This is a genomic window from Acinetobacter sp. 226-1 (assembly GCF_030329325.1).
In the GTDB taxonomy this organism is placed as follows: domain Bacteria; phylum Pseudomonadota; class Gammaproteobacteria; order Pseudomonadales; family Moraxellaceae; genus Acinetobacter; species Acinetobacter sichuanensis.
On sequence record NZ_JACANU010000002.1, the window covers coordinates 519,884 to 543,723 of the forward strand.

20 protein-coding genes are annotated in these 23,840 nt (G+C 38.3%); 15 read left to right on the plus strand and 5 right to left on the minus strand.

The window, feature by feature from the left end; translation table 11 throughout:
• The first annotated feature begins 3 nt into the window (after positions 1 to 3).
• From HX124_RS05920 to HX124_RS05930, 3 genes are read left to right on the plus strand one after another with little or no spacing between them, the layout of a single operon-like run.
• On the plus strand, positions 4 to 654 hold the full coding sequence (locus HX124_RS05920) for a DsbA family oxidoreductase (RefSeq protein ID WP_286382250.1): 651 nt from the start codon (positions 4 to 6) through the stop codon (positions 652 to 654).
• Entirely contained in the window at positions 651 to 977 is a 327-nt protein-coding gene (locus HX124_RS05925; protein WP_286382251.1) for a Rieske (2Fe-2S) protein, read from the plus strand. Before HX124_RS05920 ends, HX124_RS05925 begins: the two co-directional genes overlap by 4 nt.
• A complete protein-coding gene (locus HX124_RS05930; protein ID WP_286382252.1) occupies positions 970 to 1,977 on the plus strand; it encodes a YeiH family protein in 1,008 nt (335 codons plus the stop codon). The genes HX124_RS05925 and HX124_RS05930 overlap by 8 nt, the downstream gene beginning before the upstream one ends.
• 133 nt (positions 1,978 to 2,110) lie before the next feature.
• Here HX124_RS05930 and HX124_RS05935 read toward each other — a convergent pair whose 3' ends face one another.
• Complete coding sequence (locus HX124_RS05935; RefSeq protein WP_286382253.1) at positions 2,111 to 3,121, minus strand: AraC family transcriptional regulator; 1,011 nt, start codon at positions 3,119 to 3,121, stop codon at positions 2,111 to 2,113.
• Between the two features lie 300 nt (positions 3,122 to 3,421).
• Between HX124_RS05935 and HX124_RS05940 the strand changes: the two genes are divergently transcribed.
• The 6 genes from HX124_RS05940 to HX124_RS05965 all read left to right on the plus strand — a co-directional run bounded on the left by HX124_RS05940 (position 3,422) and on the right by HX124_RS05965 (position 11,456).
• Positions 3,422 to 4,018 (plus strand): RBBP9/YdeN family alpha/beta hydrolase, encoded by a 597-nt coding sequence (locus HX124_RS05940; protein ID WP_286382254.1) that lies wholly within the window; start codon positions 3,422 to 3,424, stop codon positions 4,016 to 4,018.
• A gap of 171 nt (positions 4,019 to 4,189) precedes the next feature.
• The gene (locus tag HX124_RS05945) at positions 4,190 to 6,025 is read left to right on the plus strand and encodes a DUF1302 domain-containing protein (RefSeq protein ID WP_353619582.1); all 1,836 of its coding nucleotides are present in this window, start codon (positions 4,190 to 4,192) and stop codon (positions 6,023 to 6,025) included.
• 603 nt (positions 6,026 to 6,628) lie between these two features.
• Positions 6,629 to 8,260 carry a long-chain-fatty-acid--CoA ligase gene (locus HX124_RS05950; protein WP_286382255.1) on the plus strand — a complete coding sequence of 544 codons (1,632 nt, stop codon included), beginning with the start codon at positions 6,629 to 6,631 and terminating at the stop codon, positions 8,258 to 8,260.
• A gap of 86 nt (positions 8,261 to 8,346) precedes the next feature.
• A complete protein-coding gene (gene prpB / locus HX124_RS05955) occupies positions 8,347 to 9,231 on the plus strand; it encodes a methylisocitrate lyase (protein WP_286382256.1) in 885 nt (294 codons plus the stop codon).
• A 3-nt stretch (positions 9,232 to 9,234) separates the two neighbouring features.
• Positions 9,235 to 10,371: a bifunctional 2-methylcitrate synthase/citrate synthase gene (prpC, locus tag HX124_RS05960; RefSeq protein WP_286382257.1), complete on the plus strand. Its 1,137-nt coding sequence runs from the start codon at positions 9,235 to 9,237 to the stop codon at positions 10,369 to 10,371.
• Between the two features lie 221 nt (positions 10,372 to 10,592).
• A complete protein-coding gene (locus HX124_RS05965; protein ID WP_286382258.1) occupies positions 10,593 to 11,456 on the plus strand; it encodes a DMT family transporter in 864 nt (287 codons plus the stop codon).
• Between the two features lie 106 nt (positions 11,457 to 11,562).
• Here HX124_RS05965 and HX124_RS05970 read toward each other — a convergent pair whose 3' ends face one another.
• The gene (locus tag HX124_RS05970) at positions 11,563 to 12,789 is read right to left on the minus strand and encodes a pyridoxal phosphate-dependent aminotransferase (protein ID WP_286382259.1); all 1,227 of its coding nucleotides are present in this window, start codon (positions 12,787 to 12,789) and stop codon (positions 11,563 to 11,565) included.
• Between the two features lie 220 nt (positions 12,790 to 13,009).
• Between HX124_RS05970 and HX124_RS05975 the strand changes: the two genes are divergently transcribed.
• Positions 13,010 to 13,192 carry a hypothetical protein gene (locus tag HX124_RS05975; protein WP_286377331.1) on the plus strand — a complete coding sequence of 61 codons (183 nt, stop codon included), beginning with the start codon at positions 13,010 to 13,012 and terminating at the stop codon, positions 13,190 to 13,192.
• Between the two features lie 78 nt (positions 13,193 to 13,270).
• Here the strand turns inward: HX124_RS05975 and HX124_RS05980 are convergent, their stop codons facing one another.
• The 3 genes from HX124_RS05980 to HX124_RS05990 form a co-directional block, all read right to left on the minus strand.
• Complete coding sequence (locus HX124_RS05980) at positions 13,271 to 14,695, minus strand: sensor domain-containing diguanylate cyclase (RefSeq protein ID WP_286382260.1); 1,425 nt, start codon at positions 14,693 to 14,695, stop codon at positions 13,271 to 13,273.
• Between the two features lie 226 nt (positions 14,696 to 14,921).
• Entirely contained in the window at positions 14,922 to 16,334 is a 1,413-nt protein-coding gene (locus HX124_RS05985) for a GGDEF domain-containing protein (RefSeq protein ID WP_286382261.1), read from the minus strand.
• Positions 16,335 to 16,345: 11 nt separating this feature from the next.
• Positions 16,346 to 17,128: an A1S_2505 family phage non-structural protein gene (locus HX124_RS05990; RefSeq protein WP_286382281.1), complete on the minus strand. Its 783-nt coding sequence runs from the start codon at positions 17,126 to 17,128 to the stop codon at positions 16,346 to 16,348.
• A gap of 114 nt (positions 17,129 to 17,242) precedes the next feature.
• Here HX124_RS05990 and HX124_RS05995 point away from each other — a divergent pair, with 114 nt between their 5' ends.
• The 5 genes from HX124_RS05995 (at position 17,243) to HX124_RS06015 (ending at position 23,685) form a co-directional block, all read left to right on the plus strand.
• Positions 17,243 to 18,163 (plus strand): tetratricopeptide repeat protein, encoded by a 921-nt coding sequence (locus tag HX124_RS05995; protein ID WP_286382262.1) that lies wholly within the window; start codon positions 17,243 to 17,245, stop codon positions 18,161 to 18,163.
• A gap of 82 nt (positions 18,164 to 18,245) precedes the next feature.
• Positions 18,246 to 20,267, plus strand: coding sequence for an excinuclease ABC subunit UvrB (gene uvrB / locus HX124_RS06000; protein ID WP_107009884.1), 2,022 nt, complete (start codon positions 18,246 to 18,248; stop codon positions 20,265 to 20,267).
• A 169-nt stretch (positions 20,268 to 20,436) separates the two neighbouring features.
• Positions 20,437 to 20,982: a lipocalin family protein gene (locus HX124_RS06005; RefSeq protein WP_353619587.1), complete on the plus strand. Its 546-nt coding sequence runs from the start codon at positions 20,437 to 20,439 to the stop codon at positions 20,980 to 20,982.
• Positions 20,983 to 21,075: 93 nt separating this feature from the next.
• The gene (gene rarD / locus HX124_RS06010; RefSeq protein WP_107009883.1) at positions 21,076 to 22,017 is read left to right on the plus strand and encodes an EamA family transporter RarD; all 942 of its coding nucleotides are present in this window, start codon (positions 21,076 to 21,078) and stop codon (positions 22,015 to 22,017) included.
• Positions 22,018 to 22,227: 210 nt separating this feature from the next.
• Complete coding sequence (locus tag HX124_RS06015) at positions 22,228 to 23,685, plus strand: glyceraldehyde-3-phosphate dehydrogenase (protein ID WP_286382263.1); 1,458 nt, start codon at positions 22,228 to 22,230, stop codon at positions 23,683 to 23,685.
• Positions 23,686 to 23,840: the final 155 nt, after the last annotated feature.

Here is a 23,840-nt window from a genome sequence, read left to right on the forward strand (position 1 = left end):
AATATGCGTAATTTAAATATTGATGTCTTTTTTGAGTTTATTTGCCCTTGGTGCCTGATTGGAAAGCGCCAATTGCAAAAAGCAATTTATTTATTACAACAGAGTCATCCCGATGTCACGGTGAATCTGCATTGGCGCGGTGTGCAGTTATTGCCGCATATTGCGGAAGAAGGTATTCCATTTAAAGCATTTTATTTGCAACGTCTGGGTACAAGCACTGCGGTCAAAATGCGTCAGGCTCAAGTGCGTCAGGCAGCACAGGCTGTTGGGGTGGAGATTGATTTTGAACGTATTCCACGCATGCCGAATACCGCAAAAGCACATCATTTTTTTAAAAATGCTGCCCGACGTATGAGTCCTGAACAGCAGGATCGTTTGTTGGAAGGTATATTTTCCGCTTATTTTCATCATTCAGAAAATATCAGTGATCCTGCGACATTACAGAAAATTGCGGTGTACTGTGGCATTGCCGAAGAAACAGTCAGCCCGATTTTAAATCAAACCGATATTTCCTTTGTATCTGCCAATACAGGCGGCAAAGGGGTGCCATATTTTGTTTTTGATGGCAGTTCTGCCATGGCAGGTGCACAGCCTGCTGCGGTGCTGTATCAAGCTATGTTGGATGCACTTGAAACACAAGGACAGTGTGTATGAGTTTACGTTTTCAGGTACCTCATGAAAAAGTTCCCGCCATAGGTCAACGGAGCTTTTTACAGCTTGGGGAAAAGTTTGTTGCGCTGTTTAATGTCAATCAAAAACTCTATGCGATTGATGACAGTTGTCCGCATCAAGGCGCTTCTTTATTTGGTGGCAAACTTGAAGGTCAGGTGATTCAGTGCTGTGCGCATGGTTTACGTTTTGATTTGGAAAGTGGTTATTTACTCAATTCTGCGCACATGAAAGTCGCTTCCTATCCTGTTGAACAGGTTGAAGGTCAGGTCTTTATTGTTTTAGATTCAGGAGAGGCACATGGCTAATGCACTCATGAATGCCCACCAACGTAGTAAAGAACTTTTACCCGGTTTTATTGTCAGTGCAGTCGTGGCAGCAGCAGCCTGTTTTTTGTCGGAACATTATGGCGCTCCTGTCATGTTATTTGCCTTATTGTTGGGAATGGGGCTGAATTTCCTTTCTGCTGATGGTAAATGCAAGGCAGGCATTGAATTTACTGCTCGAACGGTGCTGCGTATCGGGATTGCTTTACTCGGCATGCGGATTACGCTTGGACAAATTACTGCACTTGGTTGGCAACCGATTGTGTTGGTGATCAGTTTGGTTGCAATCACCATTTCAGCCTCAGTGATTGCGGCAAAAACACTTGGTTTTAATAAGTTTTTTGGCATGTTGACAGGTGGTGCAACAGCCATTTGTGGCGCTTCGGCAGCCTTGGCACTTTCCGCTGCATTGCCAAATCATCCGCAAAAAGAAAAGGCGACTTTATTTACAGTGATCGGTGTTTCTGCGCTGTCCACGCTCGCCATGATTGTTTATCCCATGATTGCCAAATGGTTAAATTTGTCACCAATTGAAGCAGGTGTATTTTTAGGTGCAACCATTCATGATGTGGCGCAAGTAGTGGGTGCAGGTTATAGCATGTCGACTGAAACGGGTGACACGGCAACAGTTGTAAAGCTGATGCGTGTTGCGATGTTGTTGCCTGTGATTATTTGTGCAGCCATGATTACCCGTATGCAGGGCAATGACGCAACAGGAGAGCGTCCGCCTTTATTGCCATTTTTTGCAGTTGGTTTTTTAGTATTGGCGTGTATTAATAGTACGGGTTGGGTACCAACAATCGTACAAACGGGTTTAAATGATTTATCTCGTTGGTGTCTGGTGATTGCGATCAGTGCGCTAGGCATGAAAACCCAATTGAAAGAATTGGCTTCTGTGGGAATGAAACCGATTTTATTGATGATTGGTGAAACAGTATTCTTGATTTTATTGGTTTTGACCCTGATGCATTGGTTGTTCTAATTGATCTGATAGAGAAATGAGTATGGTCAATCCCTTCTTCTTTTGGAGAAGATGAGGATTAAATATCATTGAAATGTAATAAAAAAGGCTTTCAACATGGATTGAAAGCCTTTTACTTTTATAGTCAGATTGATTATTCCAAAATGGCTTTATTGATATTACGCCAAGTCATTGGCGCCATACCAAACTGACTGATAAACCAACGGGTAAATGAACTCGGCATGGAATAGCCTAAAATATCAGAGACTTGACCCAATGAATAATTGGAATTTTTTAAATAGCGAAAAACAAGGTTACGCCGTACATCATTCACAAGATCGCTGAAACTCGTTTGAACCGCCTCCAAGCGACGTTGCAAGGTGCGTACATTTACCCCATGCGTAATCGCAACCTGCTCAATGGTGGCACGTCCCATTGGCAACAACAGGTAAATACTTTTGCGAATATCAAAAATAATCGAAGACTCACCATTATTTGGCAAAATATCGAGATAACGCTGAACATGATTTGCCATGGCAAGATTGGCTTGAGGATTTGCCGTATCCAAGTCATGTGTGGTGCAGACAATGCCATTAAATTCACTGCCAAATTCGAGCGTACAACCAAAAATTCGACGATGTACCGACAAGTCCTGTGGCGCATTGTGGGTAAAATGAATGCTGAGTGGACGCCATTTATTGGCAAGTAAGGCAGCACATAAACGATGCGTAATGCCTAATGCAAGCTCAATGGATTGACGGCTGTAGCCCGAATTCATGGTGACAATTTCTTCTCGGATAATCACCGTATTACCGACTTCCTCAATATAAAGTGCGAGCGAATTATTCAGTAAATTACGATAACGATTAATCGTGTTCAGCGCATCACGTAAATTATGCTGATAACTGAGTAATAGACTGAGTTCACCAAAGTCAGACAGTTCACGTTGTTCTGCCATATACAGACCAAACACATCACAACCACTCAAACGGGCAGATTGTTCCAATAAATCGATGGCTTTTTCTACAGGAATACGCTGTTTACTGTCACTGAGCTGATTTTGATTCAGACCGACATTGGATAATAAATGGTACGCGTTCAGCTCTAATTGTTGCATCACGCCAACATAATTTTTTAAAACTGTGCTATGCACCAAAGGCACCATTAATTATCTCCTTATTCTTGGTTTCATCATCCTGATGAACAGTATATTTATAACCAAATTAGCATTTTTCTGAAAGTCCCTATTCATCGTTAGTTACACCATCTGACTGTATTTATTGATTTTTATATAAATATAAATTTTCAGTTTTCTTTATTGAAATTAATTGATTTATACAATGTGTCATGAAATGAAAAATGACTGTCGCCTGAAGTGCATTTTTGCACAAACCGAGCCTTTATTGTGGATGAAGATTTGCGATCAATTATTGTCCTCAACGAGCATGATGCTCAAGGTGTAAAGATGGAAAAAATCGACACAAAGGCAACCATTTTAATTATTCCCGGTTTACGTGATCATGTGGAAGAACATTGGCAAACCCATTTAGTCAAACAGCTCAGTAAAGTGCGTGCTGTACCTCCTGCGGAAACCGATAAGTTGAGTTGTGCCAATCGTGTGGCACGTATTCAGGCAGAACTTGATCAGATTGATGGTCCTGTGATTTTGGTGGCACACAGCGCAGGCGTGCTGATGACCGTACATTGGGCAGCTCAACATACATCGACACAGATTCAAGGCGCATTATTGGTTACGCCACCCGACTTAAATCAGGATTGGCCGGACAATTATCCAAGTCCTGAGAGTTTGCGTCAGGAAGGATGGGAGCCTTTGCCGCAACAGGCTTTGCCATTTCCAAGCATTGTAATTGCAAGTGACAATGATTATTTGGCAAGTCTACAAGCCGTCACAGCGATGGCTGATACATGGGGCAGTCAGTTGGTCAATCTTGGGCAAGTCGGACATATGAACCCTGCGGCAGGTTTTGGACCTTGGTCAGCAGCGACTCAGTTTATTGCTGAGTTGGATCGTCTGCAACAGCCTGTCGTTTCAGCATCCTAAATATTTTAAAACTGCATCGGTTTAATCCATTTTAAGCCGATGCCAAAGATGTATTGATTTAAATATTCATGCAGTAAAAAGACTTATACAACAACAATTTATGGTTTTGTTGATGATCAGGACGATCACAGCAAAATAATTTAAAACACATCATATCGATAGGGAGATGATATGGTTCGGCATTTTTTCACCTGTAAAAATATCCAATTGCCTGTTTTTAAGTTGACTCAACTTTGTGCAAGCGTGGGCTTGGCGTGTCTGATGTCTCAGGCTTCAGCAGTGAGTTTTGACTTAAATGAAGATTGGAAACTCGAAAGCAATACAAGTCTAAGTATTGGGCAAAGTTGGAGTACAGCCGATCCTGACGGAGCATTGTTATATAAACCTGATGCCATGAGTATTGGTAAAGACGGTTCAAGTATTGACATTAATGGTGATAACGGACGTACCAACTTTGAAAAAGGAGATGCCATTTCACAGGTCATTAAAGGTTTAACTGAATTTCGCTTAAATGGTAAAGATCAAGGCGCTGTGTTGAGTGCCAAATATTGGTATGACCATGCTTATGAAACAGGCAAAGGCGATTTTACTGAATTTGATGATTCGGCTTGGCCTCGTTTGGTGAAGTTCAAAGGCATTGATCTTTGGGATGCTTATATTTGGAAAAATTTTAAATTTGATCAAGATCGAAGTTTAGACCTGAAATTAGGTAAACATGCTTTAAATTGGGGGAAATCACAGTTTTTTCATAATGGCATCAACTCTGTCAGTGCCTTTGATTATGCTGCATTTAACCGTCCGGGTGGAGATGTCAAAGAACGCATTATTCCTGTAGAGATGTTCTCTTTTGTGGCAGGTCTGAGTGATAAAACCAAAGTAGAAGGTTTTTATCAGTTCAAATTCCGTCCATCGGTTGTTGATGGCTGTGGAACTTTTTTTGAAGTCTCCGATGTCTTTGCAGAAAATTGTGGTCCTTTACTCATCAGCGGTCCGGGCTTTACTTCTGATCAGGCAATGAATGGACCTTTAGACTTTACTGTGGCGCGTTTACCAAGTGAATATGCCAAAAACAGTGGTCAATATGGTCTTGCGATTAAACACACGATCCCAAGTTTAAATAATGCTGAAATCGGAGCGTATTATGCCAATTACCATAGTCGAATGATGCATTTTGATGGCGTGGTGGTGTCTGAGCCGGGAGCCGCCAATTATCATACAGCACGCATTGTATCTGTTTATCCTGAAGACATTGAAATGTATGGTTTAAGTTTTGCAGGAAAATTTGGAAAAACTTCTATTTTCAGTGAGTTAAATTATAAGCCAAACATGCCATTGCACTTTAACAGTACCGATATGGTCTATGCGCAGGCATTGTATAATGACACACCGATCACAGCACCGGGTGAAACTTTAAAATTAGGGCAACGGATCAATGGTTTTGCTGAAGTCCCCGTTACACAGTTTACCTTAGGGGCTGCGACAACAATTCCGAATGTTTTGGGTGCAAGTGCTTTGTCGTTGGTGGGTGAGTTGGGTGTCAATCACATTGGCGATACGGATCAATACCATTTTGGGCGCAGTGGCGCATTTGGACGTAGTGGTTTAACCACAGCGGCTTATGATCCTGACAAAGTCGAAACCTATTGTATTTCGCCAAAAACTGCGCAACTGTCAGATGCGGAAATCCGTGATTTAAATGCCAAGTATTGTAATGATAAGGGCTTTTTTGAGGAATGGTCAGCAGGTTATCGTTTACGTGGTGCTCTCAATTATAATGACTTGCTTGCAGATACCACAGTTTCACCAAGTCTGATGTTCCGTCACGATGTCAAAGGTTATGGTCCTAACTTTCAGGAAGGGCAAATGGCGCTCAGTGCAGGCGTTTCTGCAACTTATCAGAAAAAGTATGTGACTGAACTTTCCTATACCAATTTCTTTGGCAATAACGATTTTAGTGTATTGGATGATCGTGATTTTGCATCTTTGGTCTTTAAAATGCAGTTTTAGAATTTCCACCATTTATACTTAGATTAATTTTTAGATGCCTTATTTTCTAAATAGAGAATAAGGTATTTGGTAGTTTTCTAAAATGTATGCTGATTTGATTATTGAGGAAATTAGTAGAATAATATTTTGCACTGCCCCATTCGTATTGAAAAATTCAAAATCATTTGTGTAGGCAATGCCTTACTTTTTAAGGATAAAAAGTAACAAAAATCCTTTGTTGGGTAAAGGGGATGTCCCTATCGCCCTTACCCAACGGCGACATCCATGTCGCCTGAGATAGCACCACTCCGTTAAATTTAATTTTACAGCTTGTATTGGGATTAAATGCGAAATGTTATTAGCATACTTTTTTTAAACATGATTAGACATTTTTATGGGTAATGCATACATCGTGTTTAGTGGGGAAATTAATTTTTAAAGTTGGGCAGTATTTAAAAAACCTCCTAAAAAAGAACCGAAATGTGTCGAAAAGATAAATTCGAGTCGTCAAATGATAAAAAATAAAAGAAAAAATCAGCTAATTTAAAAAACATACTCACAGTGCTTTGACACTGAAATTTAAAAAAATTGATTTCTGCGAATTCGGAAATAAGGATATTTTCCATGTATGGCAATATGATGTTTCAGCCCTTGCTGATCAGTGGTTTAATTGAACATGCGCAAACTTATCATGCAGATACTGCCATTATTTCAAAAAATACCAATGGCACAATCACTGAAACAACTTGGGGCGATATTGCCCAAAACTCGAAACGCTTTGCCAATTATTTACAAACATTGAATTTAGCTGCAAGCGATCGTGTGGCAACCATTGCATGGAACAACCATCGTCATTTGGAAACTTGGTATGCGGTGTCAGGCAGTGGCTTGATTTGTCATACCATTAACCCACGCCTGTTCCCTGAGCAACTCAGTTTTATTATCAATGATGCAGATGATCAAGTGCTGATTTTTGATAAAACATTCGTCAATTTAGTCTTGTCAATTAAAGACAGCATTCCGCAGGTCAAACAATTTATTTGTTTGGATGCTTATGATGCAGACATCGCTCAAATTTTCCCTGACATTCAGTTCTATGATGATCTGATTCAGCCCCAATCTGAACAATTTGAATGGGCAAAACTAGACGAAAATTCAGCGAGTTCATTATGTTATACCTCTGGTACAACAGGGAATCCTAAAGGTGTGCTATATAGCCATCGCTCAACTGTTTTGCATAGTTATGCAAGTTGCTTGCCTGATTCATTTTGCTTATCTGCAAATGATCGTGTTTTACCTGTCGTGCCGATGTTCCATGTCAATGCATGGGGTACACCCTATGCCGCAGCAATGGTTGGAGCGAGTCTGGTATTGCCGGGTCCAATGCTCGACGGTACAAGTCTGGTCAATCTGATTGATGATTTTCAGGTGACCACTGCTTTAGGTGTGCCGACCATTTGGCAAGGTTTGCTCAATGCAGCACAGCAATTGGGCAGTCAACTGAGCAGTTTAAAACGCAATGTTGTAGGCGGTGCAGCATGTCCACCTTCAATGATTAAAACCTTTAAAGAAAAATATCAATGTGAAACCATTCATGCATGGGGCATGACTGAAACAAGCCCGATGGGTGTAATCAATCAGCTTAAAGCCAAACATGCGCAATTGGATGATGCTGCACAAGATCAAGTACGCTTGTCACAGGGACGTCCGCCCTATGGTGTGCAATTACGGATTTGTGAACAGGAAAATGGCACAACAGAAATTACACGTGATGGAAGTAGTGTAGGTAATTTACAGATTAAAGGACATTGGATTGTCGATACCTACTTTGGTCAAGATGAATCGGCGCTCACAACAGATGGTTGGTTTGATACAGGTGACATTGCCACTTTAGATCAAGATGGCTATATGAACATTGCAGATCGTTCCAAAGACTTGATTAAATCGGGCGGAGAATGGATTTCATCGGTCGAGCTTGAAAATATTGCAATTGCACATCCTGACATCGACATGGTCGCGGTCATTGCTGCCACGCATTTGAAATGGGATGAGCGTCCTGTATTGATTGCAAAAAAATCTGCTCATGGCGTTGTGACAGAACAAGATCTATTGGACTACTACCATAACAAAATAGCCAAATGGCAAATTCCAGACAAAGTGATTTTTGTTGATGCAATTCCAATTGGTGGCACAGGTAAGATTTTAAAGAAAGATTTACGTGAAATGTATGGATCAGTTTTATTGGAAACTGAGTGAGTATTTTATTTGCAAAATGTTGATTCAAAATAGAGTGCCAAAACACTTGGTTTTAAAACATTGAACAAATGATCAAGGAAAGGAATATGACACAAGAAACGTCTGCAGGCTTAAGATTTAGACAAGCACTGGAAGTGGAAAAACCATTACAAATTATCGGTACAGTCAACGCTTATGCAGCAATGATGGCGAAACAAGTCGGCTACAAGGCGATTTATCTTTCGGGTGCGGGTGTTGCAAACTATTCTTATGGTTTACCTGACTTAGGTATGACCAGCTTAGACAACGTATTAGAAGATGTTCGTCGTATTACCGAACGTGTTGATACACCATTATTGGTCGATATCGATACAGGTTGGGGCGGTGCATTTAACATCGCACGTACTGTAAAACAAATGATCGCAGCAGGCGCAGCCGCTGTTCATATTGAAGACCAAGTGGCACAAAAACGTTGTGGTCACCGTCCAAACAAAGAAATCGTGACCCAACAAGAAATGGTTGACCGCATCAAAGCTGCTGTTGATGCAAAAACAGATTCAAACTTTGTGGTGATGGCACGTACTGACGCATTACAAAAAGAAGGCTTACAAGCTGTGATTGACCGTGCATGTGCATGTGTAGAAGCAGGCGCAGATGCGATTTTTGCCGAAGCAATGACTGACATCACCATGTATAAAACTGTGTGTGATGCAGTCGGTGTACCAGTATTGGCAAATATCACAGAGTTTGGTGATACACCATATTACACCACTGAAGAATTGGGCGAACAAGGCATTTCAATGGTGCTTTACCCATTGTCTGCAACACGTGCGATGCAAAAAGCAGCGCTCGAAGTCTTCCAAGCGATTCGTAAAGACGGTACACAAGTCAACGTACTGGACAAAATGCAACAGCGCAAAGAACTCTACGAATTCCTTGATTATCACACTTTTGAAAATACATTAGACAAATTATTCACTGAAGGAAAATAAAAAATGGCTGAAGGTAAAGTACTGACAGGCGCAGGACTGCGTGGGCAAGTTGCAGGTAAAACAGCATTATCAACCGTGGGTAAAAGCGGTGCAGGCTTAACTTATCGTGGATACGATGTACAAGACCTTGCTGAAAATTGCCAGTTTGAAGAAGTGGCTTACTTAATCTTTTTTGGTGAATTGCCAACAGCAGAACAACTTGCTGCATATAAAGCAAAACTCAAATCATTGCGTTCATTACCACAAGCATTAAAAGAAGTATTAGAACGTATTCCTGCGGATTCACACCCAATGGATGTGATGCGCACAGGTGTTTCAATGCTTGGTAACATCGAAACTGAAAAATCATTTGATGAACAGCAAGACGTTGCAGACCGTATTTTGGCGACTTTACCAGCGATCATTTGCTATTGGTATCGCTACAGCCATGATGGTGTGCGTATCGAAGAAAATACCGATGATGATTCAATCGGCGCTCAATTCTTGCATTTACTTCGTGGTGAAAAACCAAACGAACTCCATGAACAAGTGATGAATGTATCGTTGATTCTTTATGCTGAGCATGAGTTTAACGCATCGACATTTACAGCGCGTGTATGTGCTTCGACATTGTCAGACATGCACTCATGTATCACAGGTGCGATTGGTTCACTACGTGGTCCACTCCACGGCGGCGCAAACGAAGCTGCAATGGAAATGATCGAAAACTGGACGTCACCAGAAGAAGCTGAATGTGAAATGTTGGGCAAACTTGAGCGTAAAGAAAAGATCATGGGCTTTGGTCATGCGATCTATAAAGACAATGATCCACGTAATGGCATCATCAAGATTTGGTCTGAAAAATTAGCGAAAGATGTTGGCGATACAGTGCTTTATCCAGTATCTGTACGCTGTGAAGAAGTGATGTGGCGTGAGAAGAAATTATTCTGTAACGCAGATTTCTTCCATGCATCTGCTTATCACTTCATGGATATCGCAACGAAACTATTTACACCAATCTTTGTGATGAGCCGTGTAACAGGCTGGGCTGCGCATGTGATGGAGCAACGTGCAGACAACCGTATTATTCGTCCAAGTGCGGATTATACGGGTTATGAATTGCGTAAAGTGCTACCAATAGAGGAGCGTGCTGTCGCTTAACGAAGTATTTATATTTGACTAAATAATAAAATAGACTTTCCTTTTGTATGAATGCCTAATAGTATTTATTAGGCATTTTTTTATTTAATCACCTCTATATTTAAATAAAAAAATGGCAATGACGTTTTAAAACTGAAATGGATATCAGTGATATTTCAACTTATATTTTAAAGATGAGTAATCATTAAAATATAGAGAGAATAAAGCAAAAAAGGAATTTTATGTATTTTAAAATAACCATTGCAATGTTGGCTTTTGCCGCAAATTCAGTGTTATGTAGACTCGCTTTAGCACAAAATCATATTGATCCGATGAGTTTTAGTTTGTTACGTGTATTGAGTGGCGCAGTTGTACTGGGGATTTTATTTTTAGTGAGCGCAAGTCAATCAACAACAAAAATATCACTGCATTGGCGTTTTAAAGATGGTTTTTTTCTTGCACTTTATATTATTGCGCTCTCCGTTGCCTATGTAAAAATTGATGCTGGAGTTGGAGCATTATTATTATTTGGAACAGTACAATTGACCATGGTGTTTTATGGGCTTTTAAATGGCGAAAAAATTAATCTACAGAAAGGTTCTGGTTTAATCCTCGCACTTGCTGGAATTATCCTATTACTTTTACCAGATGCGCATGCACCAGATTTGCTTTACTCAATGGTGATGATCATTTCTGGCATCGCTTGGGCTGCTTATAGTATTTTAGGTAAAACAGCAGAAAACTCATTTAACAGTACCTTAACCAACTTTATTGTCGCAACGCCTTTGGTGTTATTGGCAGCACTATTTTTTTTCAAATCCATGCATTTTGATTTACAAGGGATTTTGCTGGCATTGGTTTCAGGTGGGCTGACCTCAAGCGGAGCATATATTCTTTGGTATTCAATTGTTAAAAAAATAGATCGGATTACAGCCAGTACAGTACAACTTTCAGTGCCTTGTTTAGCCATCTTGGGTGGTTCTTTGTTTATTGGGGAAAGTGTCAGTTTTAGAGTTATTTTGTCATCGGCTATTGTGCTCTGTGGCATTCTTTTGGTGATTTTTGCAGTGTCAAAAAATAGCGCTGTAAAAGCGGTGCAACATTAAAATCAGAGCTTTATTCTCATCAATATTGGTATTTTGATATAAAAATAATAATAAAAAAACCCGCAATTTCTACGGGTTTTTTTAAATCTGATATTAAATATTCAGATTATTTTTCAGCAGCAATAGAAGCAATCGCAGCATCTACGCCTTCAATTGAATCAGCTGCTTTTTTGATACGAGCAAGCGCATCTACAAGTACTTCATCCGCAGTTGCATAAGAAATACGCATGAAACCGCCTAAACCGAATGCATCACCAGGAACAACGGCAACACCAGTTTCTTCCAATAACCATTCAGAGAATTCTGTGCAAGATTTTAAACCTTTGGCACGGATCAATGGACGGATATTTGCATATGCATAAAATGCGCCATCAGCAGGTAAACAAGAAATGCCATTGATTTCATTTAAGCCATTGACGACTAAGTCATGACGACGTTTGAATGCTTCAATCATTGGCTCAAGTACATCTTGAGGACCATTCAATGCAGCTTCAGCAGCAACTTGTGAAATAGAAGTTGGGTTTGAAGTTGATTGTGATTGGATTTTTTTCATTGCGCCAATCAATTTAGCAGGACCCGCTGCATAGCCAATACGCCAGCCAGTCATTGCATAGGCTTTAGACACACCATTTAGAACGATAGTACGCTCATAAAGATCAGGCGCTACAGTTGCAATGTTATAGAACTCGTCATCCCAACGGATCGGTTCATACATATCATCAGAAGCGATATAAACTTCTGGGTATTTACGTAGAACGTCAGCCAAAGCTTCAAGTTCAGCTTTAGTATAGATCATACCTGTAGGGTTCGATGGGCTGTTTAAAACCACTAAACGGGTTTTGTCAGTAATTGCTGCTTCCAACTGAGCAGGGGTGATTTTAAAACGTTGTTCTTCACCACATTTTACAATCACTGGAACGCCTTCAGCGATGATCACCATATCTGGATAGCTTACCCAAAATGGCGCAGGAATAATCACTTCATCGCCTTTGTTTAACAAAGCAAGCGCCAAGTTAAAGAATGATTGTTTACCACCGCAAGAAACCAAAATCTGGTTTGCTGCATAGTCAAGATTATTGTCACGTTTTAATTTGGCAATAATCGCTTTTTTCAGCCCAGGCGTACCGTCTACAGCAGTGTATTTGGTAAAACCGTTATTAATTGCGGCAATTGCTGCATCTTTGATGTGTTGTGGGGTGTCGAAATCAGGTTCGCCTGCGCCCAAGCCAATCACATTCTTGCCAGCCGCTTTTAATTCAGCAGCTTTGTTGGTCACAGCAAGCGTTGGAGACGGTTTGATGGCATTTACACGATCAGAGAGACGTACGTCCACGGCAGTATTCCTTCTTATAGGGATTTAAAAATAAAAAGCACACTATCATAGCTTAAAAATAAATAAGTCGTCGTTTAAAAAGTGTGCAAATTGACTAAAAAGGCACGAAAATCCAAAATTTATGTATCAATAAAATACAAATGAGATGGGCATAAGTGCAAAACTCGCATCATCTAAAAAATTTACGTACAATATGCGCAGTTAAAATTGAGAAAGTCTCATGAATACCCCAAATACTCCCAAAAAAAAAGCTGTGGCAAAGTTACCTTTCCCAGTGAAACAAGCCAATGATGCCAAACCTGCTGATGAAGATGTAGAGGGAATGCGCCCAAAACCTCAACAATATGCAGATCGGACTTGGATGCCACCTCGTGGTACTCGTCGCTCGATGGGTAAACGCTAGAAGGAACAGGCTTAAGCCTGTTTTTTTATACTTAGATTTGACCAATGAATTCTGTGTGTCTTTAAAGTTTAAATTACATTAAGCATTATAATAAGCCTGTTTCTTTTTATACATTAACTGATCGGCACGTTTAAGCATTTGTTCGACAGTTTCATTTTTCTGAATGGTTGCATAACCCAGTGCAATATAAATAGGTTGTGAAGCATAATATTGATTATCAATATGTAAGAGTTCTTCAATCGTTAATCGAAATGTTTCAACGGCTGCTTCATTTGCACCGACCATTAAAATAACAAACTCATCTCCTCCAATACGAGAAGCTGAAAAATTAGTATTGGTGATTGCTCTATTTAATATATTGCCTACGCGACGCAATAAACCATCCCCAATATCATGACCAAGTTGATCATTAATCTCTTTTAATCCATTCATGTCGATATAAATGGCTGAAATTGGGCGAACTAAACTACGTTCTAGACGGTTAATTTCTTCAGTATAAAAAGAACGATTATGTAGTTTGGTTAATACATCATGTTTTCCTAAATATTCTAAATAACTTTCTGCTTTTTTACGGGCAGTAATATCTGTTAAGGCTAATTGTACTAAACCCCAATCCTGTTCATAACCCGGAAAGACGGTAAACTGGAGTAGAACGTGGCGAATTGAGCCATCAAGTGCATAATTTATTGCTTCACGTTGATGGTGAATATTGCCATTCCAAAGTTCGATTAATTGTTCGCGAAAAGTTTGGTGCATTTCTTTAGACAAAACTTTATCTAAATTTTTAAACAGTGTTTCTTTATTTGGTGCTTTAAATAAATCTAAAGTGGCTTGGTTGACATCAAGTAAAATAATATCGTCGACACATTGATTAATAAAATCAGAATGAACATCTAAAAAAGTCACAAAATCTTCAATACCTAAAGCACGTAATTGATCAAGCCGCATTTTAACTCGACTAAAATCTTCTACCCATAATGAAGTAGGAGAATAAATAAAACGAGATTCAGCCAAACGTCGATTTTTTTCTTCTAAACGACATGCATTTTGATAATCACTAATATCTTCTGTTGTTAATAAAACACGGCTTAAATCTTGATATGCTTCAGGTAAAACAACACCTCTTAATTTAATATCGAGTCTTTTGCCTGAAATTGTATAATTTGTTGTGGTGCTCGAAAATTCAGTTTGACCTTGCCACAATGCAACCAGTTCAGAAATATGCGATTGAAACATTTCTTGTTGAAAAATGACGGCTAAATTTTGACATAAATGTTCTAAATCAACTGCTTCAAATACTTCTAAAGTTTTAGGATTTACTTTAATAATTTTAATTTTATGAGCACATAAGGTAACACGACTTAAATCTTCTTCTAGGAAACTTTTTAAATCGGTAACGCCTTGGCTTTTCCATAAATCAAACTGTTTTTTGACTTCGCTATAGTCTTCCAACCACATAGGAATAGGGGATAAATCAAAAATTGATGATTCTAAAATCGCCATTTTATATTCCTAACATTTATATTGGTTAGTCAAATAATAGAGAAATATAGCATTAAATATAACGTGATAGCAAAGTTATTTATCTTTGAAAATGCATTTTATGTCACATTTTATCGGATTTATGTGTATTTTTTAAATTTAAAAATAAACATCAAAATTACAAAAAGTATTTTTAGAAATAGACTGAATGAATTTTGATAAATCACGTAATAAGTGTTTTAAAGGATCAAGAGCGGTAATTTTGATAGTACAAGTTTTTTTGCTCATACATATCAAGGTCAGTCATTTTTATTAAGGTTTCAATATTGGGTTCTGTGTCAGTACAGCCTACACCATAAGCAACACTAATTAAGCTATGAGGATGTTCAATATTATCTTTAATAATATCAGCTTGAATTTGACTTAATAATTGATAAGCCATAGCTTCTGTTGCGCTAGGCATCAAAATCACAAATTCATCACCGCCTAAACGAGATACAGAATAATGCGTATTTAAGGTGGCTTGACGTAAAATATTGGCAAAGCGTTTTAATAATAAATCACCACAATGATGACCTTTTAAATCATTAATTGTTTTTAAACCATTTATATCTAAATAAATACATGCTGTTGGAAGTATTGATTCTATTTGCAGTCTTTTTACTTCAGCATTAAAGAAATTACGATTATAAAGTTGAGTGAGTTCATCATGATGACTCAGATAATGTAAATAAGTTTCTAACTCTTTACGTGCAGTAAAATCGGTATAAGCAATTTGAATGGTATCCCATGTATTTACCGCATTTGGAAAAACCATTAATTGTTCTCTCACATGAATGGATTGTTTTTCTAAAGTTTTATATTCACAATCACGCTCTAAATGAGAATGCCCTTGCCATAAATGTAATAATTCATCTTGAAAATGCTGTTGACTATTTTCACTAAATAAAAAATGTGTGTTTTGATCAAAATGTTGTTTATTGTTTGCCTTAAATAAGGTTAATAAAGCTTGATTGACATCAATAGAACGAACACTTTGAAAACATATACTTAAAAACTCAGGATGTTGGCTAATATATTGTTTTAAGTCGTGTATGCCTTGTTGTTGTAAGCGATCAAATAATATTTTAACTGTACTATAATCTTTCACCCAAAGTGCAGTCGGTGAATGGATAAATAATGACTCTGCAAAACGTCGAGCATTTTGATATTGTGAAATATCATCAGTTGTTAATAAAACATATTTCCATGAATTTTCAAAACCTTCTATAATATTTGCTCGAAGTTGCACATCAATCTGTCGACCTGAGCATGTGTAGTTTACAGCTGGCATAATGGAACCATCATTTTTTACCCATAAGCCCACAAAAAATTTAATTTGATGTATCGTAATTTCTTCAAAATGGAATTTTGAAAAATTTTCTAAAATTTCTTCTAAACTATTTGCTTCATATAAATCGAGTGAACTTTTATTAATATGTAAAGTTCGAATAGATGCCAAACATTCACGAAAACGATTAGGATCTTCTAATAAATATTGTTCAATATCGATGATCCCTTGCGCTGTCCATTCTGCAAAAAAATTACGGATACCACTAAAATCTTGTAACCACATTGGAATGGGGGATAGATCAAAGATTGATAAATCGACTTCTTCCATATTTGATCACCTCAGCGTTTTGCTTTATTTTCTGCCTTAGGCGGCGTGATGTTTTTTTGCCCGTTCCAAATGTCAATAAAATCGCTTTCATTGAGGCGATATAACTCTAACAAAGCTAAAATGACGCCGCCTAAAGTTTTAGCTGCATCGCTTTGAATATCAAGTTGTAAAACATTTTTATGGCTCAGTGTATTTAAAATATCACTAATTTCATAACTACGATCACGACCATTACTATCGGTTGGATACATTGGTGTATTAATCACGATTTTAGCTAAACTTTTTTCAGCTTCTGTGAGTTGTAAATTTTGTAAAGCCTGATCCAGATCTTCACTAAAAATAATATCTTCTTGAATAAATGCGTGGAGTAAATGTTGAGTGAGTTTTGGTAAAGTTTTTTCTACAAAAGGTCTAAAAGAACTCGGAAAAATAACATTATGAGAAATACCTTTGAACATAGGGGCAATTTCTTCAACTTTATAGCCTGCAACACCACAACCTACAGCCGTAATAAAATACTTCGTTTTAGGATGATTTCTTGTATAAATTTTAAAGTCATCTACATAATGCTCAATTTGCGATAGAGGCATTTGTTGTAGATGTTCATTCATTGTGGGAATCGCAAAGCTTTGACCTGACCAACCTCGTCCCACACCTTTCATCGCACCAAAATGTAAATAGGCGATTTTTGCTGCACCGCCTTGATGTGTGCCCGCGAGATTACTGCCAAAAACAAAAACCGTATCTTCAGCTAAACTTTTAATAATACTTTCATCATGATAGTGGTAAGTCATTGACTGCAATCTCGTATTGGCTTTGTTCCATGTTGCAATTGAATGCGACAATGGTCAAGTGATCCGATAAAATATTTAAAAAAATGATGATCTAAAATAACACAGGAATTATTGATGCCAAGAAATAGACATATTCTGCAAAATATCCAAGCAGGTAATTTTTTAATATTAATTGATAAAACGAAACATAAAACCTTGGGTGAGCCTATTCAAATTCAAAAAATTGAACAACTTGAGCATGCGCAACAGATACATTATGTAGGATTGTATCAAATGAGAACAGTAGAGTTCTGTAGTCATATTGACCTACTTCCTTTTGCCTCTACAGCTTCAGATTTAAAGACTTTTTATGATGACTATCGCCAATATATACGCAGCTTAGCAGACGCAAATGATGTCAGTGCGATGTTACATTTTGCCGAGTTAAGTTATACATGGGCATTTCATGGCACTGGAAAAACGGATACCGCTATGGGCGAAGCAAAACAATATTATGAATTAGCCAGTGAGCAGGGCTATACAGCAGAGCATGCACAAGCAAGTTATGCTTTGGCACAGATGTATTTGCGGATTCTTAATCCTGATTATGATGCTTACTTTAAGCTAAATCGTGAGGGAAATTTTCAATATTATTTATTACGCAGTGCAGAACAAGGGCATTGTATTGGACAATATCAACTGGCTTATTATATAGAATATGGTGAAAAAGGCTTTCAGCAAGATGATGAAAAAGCAGTGTATTGGTATCAACAAGCGGCAAATCAAGATTATCCTCAAGCTTTGAATAATTTAGGCGATAAATATGAACGCGGTAAAGGCGTAAAACGAGATTATGCACAAGCTGTTGCCTATTATCAGCGTTCAGCAGCCTATGATATTGTAGAAGCAATTTATAATTTAGGGCGTTTATATTTACGTGGTTTAGGGGTAGAAAAAGATGAAGTGAAAGGACGTTCACTGATCATGCAAGCAGCAAGTCGATATTATAAACCTGCGCAGCGCAAATTGGTGAAGTTGATTGAGCGAAATGAATAAAAAAACTAAAAATGAGAAAGATTGCATCTGGAAATTTTACCCCCATAATTAAAGCTCATTATTCGGTTTTAGAAGTATTACGATGCAGGATAGTCAACCCTTTGAACTTATTACACAATATCAGCCTGCAGGGGATCAGCCGCAAGCGATTGAAAAATTAGTACATGGTGTCAATCAAGGCTATCATGATCAACTTTTGCTCGGTGTTACAGGTTCGGGTAAAACCTATACTATGGCAAATGTCATTGAACAAACACAACGCCCAACGATTGTTATGGCGCACAATAAAACCTTAGCTGCGCAGCTCTATGGCGAGTTCAAAGCATTTTTTCCAAACAATGCTGTGGAATATTTCGTGAGTTACTATGATTATTATCAACCCGAAGCTTATGTTCCATCGTCAGATACATTTATTGAAAAAGACTCCGCCATTAATGACCATATTGACCAAATGCGTTTGTCTGCTACTCGTGCATTATTAGAGCGTCGTGATTGTATTATTGTCGCATCAGTATCTGCAATTTATGGTCTTGGTGATCCCAATGCATATATGAGCATGTTATTACATGTCGTACAGGGGGATCGACTGCATCGTGATGAAATTATTCGACGCTTAGTTGAAATGCAATATACCCGTAACGAGTTAGAGTTTCTAAGAGCAACTTATCGTATTCGTGGTGATATTATTGATATTTTCCCTGCTGAATCTGACCAACATGCAATACGCATTGAGTTGTTTGATGATGAAGTCGATTCTATTCGATGGTTTGACCCAATTACAGGCAAAATGGTACGTAAAGTGCCACGTGTAACGATTTACCCAAAAAGTCACTATGTTACGCCTAAAGATAATTTACAAAGAGCCATTGGTACAATTCAAGAAGAACTCAAAGAGCGTTTAGTTTTTTTCCGTGAAAATGATAAATTGCTCGAAGCTCAGCGCATTGAGCAACGCACCCGTTATGACTTAGAGATGATGCAACAGCTCGGTTATACCAATGGTATTGAAAACTATTCACGGCATTTATCTGGTCGACCTGAAGGTGCTGCACCGCCGACTTTATTTGATTATTTACCTGAAGATGCTTTATTGCTGATTGATGAATCACATGTCACTGTGCCGCAAATTGGCGCAATGTATAAAGGAGATCGTTCTCGTAAAGAAAATTTAGTGAATTATGGTTTTCGCCTACCGAGTGCTTTGGATAATCGTCCAATGAAATTTGAAGAATGGGAGCGTCTTGTACCGACAACAATTTATGTGAGTGCAACGCCTGCAAGATATGAACTCGAAAAATCTGAGCAAGTCGTTGAACAAGTGGTACGTCCAACAGGCTTGATCGATCCTGAAATTGAAATTCGTCCTGTCTTAACACAAGTAGATGATGTGTTATCTGAGATTAATATCCGCAAAGATTTAAATGAACGTGTTTTGGTGACGACATTAACCAAACGTATGGCAGAAGACTTAACGTCCTATCTTAAAGAGTATGGTATTAAAGTCGCTTATTTACACTCTGATATTGATACTGTGGAGCGCACGAAAATTATTCACGAGCTACGTTCAGGTGTACATGATGTTCTGGTGGGAATTAATTTATTAAGAGAAGGTTTAGATATGCCTGAAGTTTCTTTAGTTGCAATTTTAGATGCAGATAAAGAAGGCTTTTTACGCTCTGAACGCTCTCTGATTCAGACCATTGGTCGTGCAGCACGAAATATTAAAGGTAAAGCAATTTTATATGCTGACCGCATTACTGATTCAATGCAAAAAGCAATGGATGAAACAGAGCGTCGACGTAATAAACAAATCGAATTTAACCTTTTACATGGCATTACACCGCGTAGTGCAGTACGTCAAGTCAGTAAAGATATTGATACAGGCGAGCTTTTAAATGATGAGCAAATTGAGGTAAAACTTGATGAACAGGCACAAGCATTAACAGCAGATGAGCAACACCTTTTGTCTGATCCAAAGCTGCTTGCTAAGCATTTAGCAAAACTTGAAAAAGAAATGTTAAAAGCATCAAAAGAACTGCAATTTGAGCAAGCGGCACGTTTACGTGATGAAATCGTACGCTTAAAAGCGCGCATGTTACAATAGTTGAACTTAGAAGGGCTAGGATTGTGGCTTATATTTAATTTAAAGATACATAAAGCTACAATTCTGGCTTAAATTTATGATTATTTTAATAATTATAAATGCAAAAAGTGAGGGGAAATGGGTGAGTTTAATGAAAAAAATACCCAAGTGGATCCATAAAAATAGCCAAATGATACAAAGAAACTTATTGTTTACAATGAGTATTTTTGTTGCGATACCGAGTTATGCCGAAGACCGTTCACTTGCCACAGTACCCCGTGTTGAACTTGATAAATATCTTGGGCTTTGGTATGAAGTTGCACGTAAGCCTATGTATTTTCAAAGAGAATGTGCAAAAGATGTCACTGCACGTTATACCATCAATGAATATGGAAATGTTGAGGTAGATAATCGTTGTATTGATCAGCAAGGCAACCAATTACGTTCAATTGGTGAAGGTTTTGTAATGAATGATCCTTATAACTCAAAAATTAAAGTCAGTTTTTTACCTGAGGCAGTGCGTTGGATGCCATTTGGACGAGGAGATTATTGGATTTTAAAAATAGATCCACATTATCAAATGGCTTTGGTTGGAGAACCGAAGCGTAAATATTTATGGATTTTGTCACGAAACCCTCATCCTGATGAAAATAAAGTCATCGAATATTTACGTTATGCGCAAACGCTTGGTTTTAGTGTGAAAGATTTAATCCGTTCAGAACAGACAGAACCTTAGATGAATTTTTGAATGATATTTATACTTGAATTTTCAAATACATTTAAGGAAATATGCTTATAATACCTCTGTAAAATTATGTAGAGATGGCAGATGTTTAAAGGCGTTGCATTATCCGTTTTGGCATCAGTCACTTTCGGCGTTTTATATTTTTATACTCAACTTTTATACCCATTCGATCATCAGCAAACATTTGGCTGGCGTATTATTGCGACGTTGCCTTTTCTAAGCTTATTCATGTTTTATAGTGGTGATTGGACACATGTCAAAACCATAGGGCAACGTATCCTGCAAAAACCTGCATTATTACTCATTTTAATGCTGACTTCTGCTTTGACGTGCTTTCAGCTCTGGCTATTCTTATGGGGACCTATGAATGGGCGTGGCTTACAAGTTTCCCTTGGTTATTTCTTATTACCTTTATTTTTGGTACTCATGGGAAGTATTTTCTTCAAAGAAAAACTGTCTAAATTACAGCTTTTAGCTGTGTCATTTGCGGTTGTCGGTGTTGCACATGAAATTTGGCGTTTAGGCAGTATTGCATGGGAAACGATGTCCGTTGCAGTGGGATATTCTCTTTATTTTTTGATTCGTAAACGTATTCATACCGATAACCTCGGTGGGTTTTGGTGGGATATCTTAATTTGTATGCCTGTCGCAATTTATTTGGTACAAATGGCAGATGCACCATTGAGTATGTTTGTCGGACATTGGTATTTGTGGCTTGTTGTGGCAGGTTTGGGGCTGTTGAGTGCAATTGGTTTAGGTAGTTATATTTTAGCAAGCCGCTATTTGCCTTTGGTTTTATTTGGTTTATTGAGTTATTTAGAGCCTGTTTTGTTGGCGTTGGCTTCTTTTGCACTTGGAGAAAGTATTGGTCAAGATGAATGGTTGACTTATATTCCCATTTGGTGTGCTGTTGGTATTCTTGTGATTGAAGGAAGTTTGCATCTTTATACACAAAAGCGTAATCGACAAAAACTACAACGAAATACACAAAAAATGAAACAACGCATTGAAAATGAAAAGTCTTAACCATGCAATTTTTGGATCATCAATATGTTGTTGCATGATCCAATCTAGAAATCATCGAAATAATTATACATATTTTGTAAATTTATAGTGAATATAGAGCAAAAAGTCCTTTGCTTGAGCAGCTTTCGATTCATTCTTTGTTAGAATTCCATTACAATACTAGGGTTTTTTAAACTTAGTCTAGATATACATAAAATAGAGGACGTATCTGTGAGCAAAGACACTATCATCGCCCTACACGCAGAGCACCAAGGTCGCTGGAAAAACCGTGAAGAAATCGCGGAACGTATGATTGCATTAATCGGTCAATTATACCGTGAAAAAAACATTGTGACTTCTGTTTACGGTCGTTCTTTAGTGAACCGTTCAGTAATTCAAATTTTAAAAGCACACCGTCGTACACGTATGATGGATGTTGAACTTTCTGTTGTTAACACGTTCCCTCTTTTAGAAGCGTTGGCTAAACTTGAGAATATCGGTTCGGCAGAAGTTGATTTAGGTAAACTTGCTGTTGAATATAAAGAAAAAGGCGGCGATGTTGATGCATTTGTTGCTCAAGCAGTTCAATCTTTAGAAGGTCGTCCTGCTCTTGTTGAGCCTAAAGATGTTGTGCTTTACGGTTTTGGTCGTATCGGTCGTATTTTAGCGCGTTTAATCATTAGCCAATCAGGTTTGGGTCGTGGTTTAAACCTTAAAGCGATTGTTGTTCGTAAATCTTCTGATGGTGACTTGGAAAAACGTGCGTCTTTATTACGTCGTGACTCCATTCATGGTCCATTTGCAGGTACAATTTCTGTAGATGAAGAAAATGAAGCAATCATTGCAAATGGTAACTTCATCAAAGTAATTTATGCTTCTAGCCCAGCTGAAGTAGATTACACAGCTTATGGAATCGATAATGCATTAGTGATCGATAACACAGGTAAATGGCGTGATATCGACGGTTTGACTCAACACCTTCAATGCGCTGGCGTTGGTCGCGTTGTGTTGACTGCTCCTGGTAAAGGCGACATGAAAAACGTTGTGTTTGGTGTAAACCAAGCAGACATCTTAGATGAAGACAAAATCATCTCTGCTGCAAGCTGCACAACGAACGCAATCACACCAGTATTAAAAGTGTTAGAAGACAAATACAAAGTGATCAATGGTCACGTTGAAACTGTTCACTCTTTCACAAACGACCAAAACTTAATTGATAACTATCATAAAGCGGATCGTCGTGGTCGTGCTGCGACTTTGAACATGGTTATTACTGAAACTGGTGCTGCTAAAGCGGTTGCAAAAGCATTACCACAGTTACAAGGTAAATTGACAGGTAACTCAGTACGTGTTCCTACACCAAACGTTTCATTGGCTATTCTTAACTTAACACTTGAGAAAGAAGTTGATCGTGAAGAAGTGAACGAATACATTCGTCAAATTTCGATCCATTCAAGCCTTCAAGGTCAAATTGGTTATACCAACTCGACTGAAGTTGTATCTTCTGACTTTATTGGTTCACGTACAGCAGGTGTGTTTGATGCGCAAGCAACAATCACTTCGGGTAACCGTTTAACTGCTTATGTTTGGTACGATAACGAAGTAGGTTATAGCTGCCAAGTTTTACGTATCGCTGAACAAATGTGTGGCGTAAGCTACCCGAAAGTTCCTGCTGAAACAAATGCATAATTTGTAAGTCGCAGTAAAAAGAGCTTCATTTGAAGCTCTTTTTTTATTCTAAATAACTGATGTTACGCAGTAACTCTAAAATTAAACTTTGGAGCTAGAAAAATGTGGATACACGGAAACGTCATCCGCAACGTGTTTGAGGCAGGACTACTTTG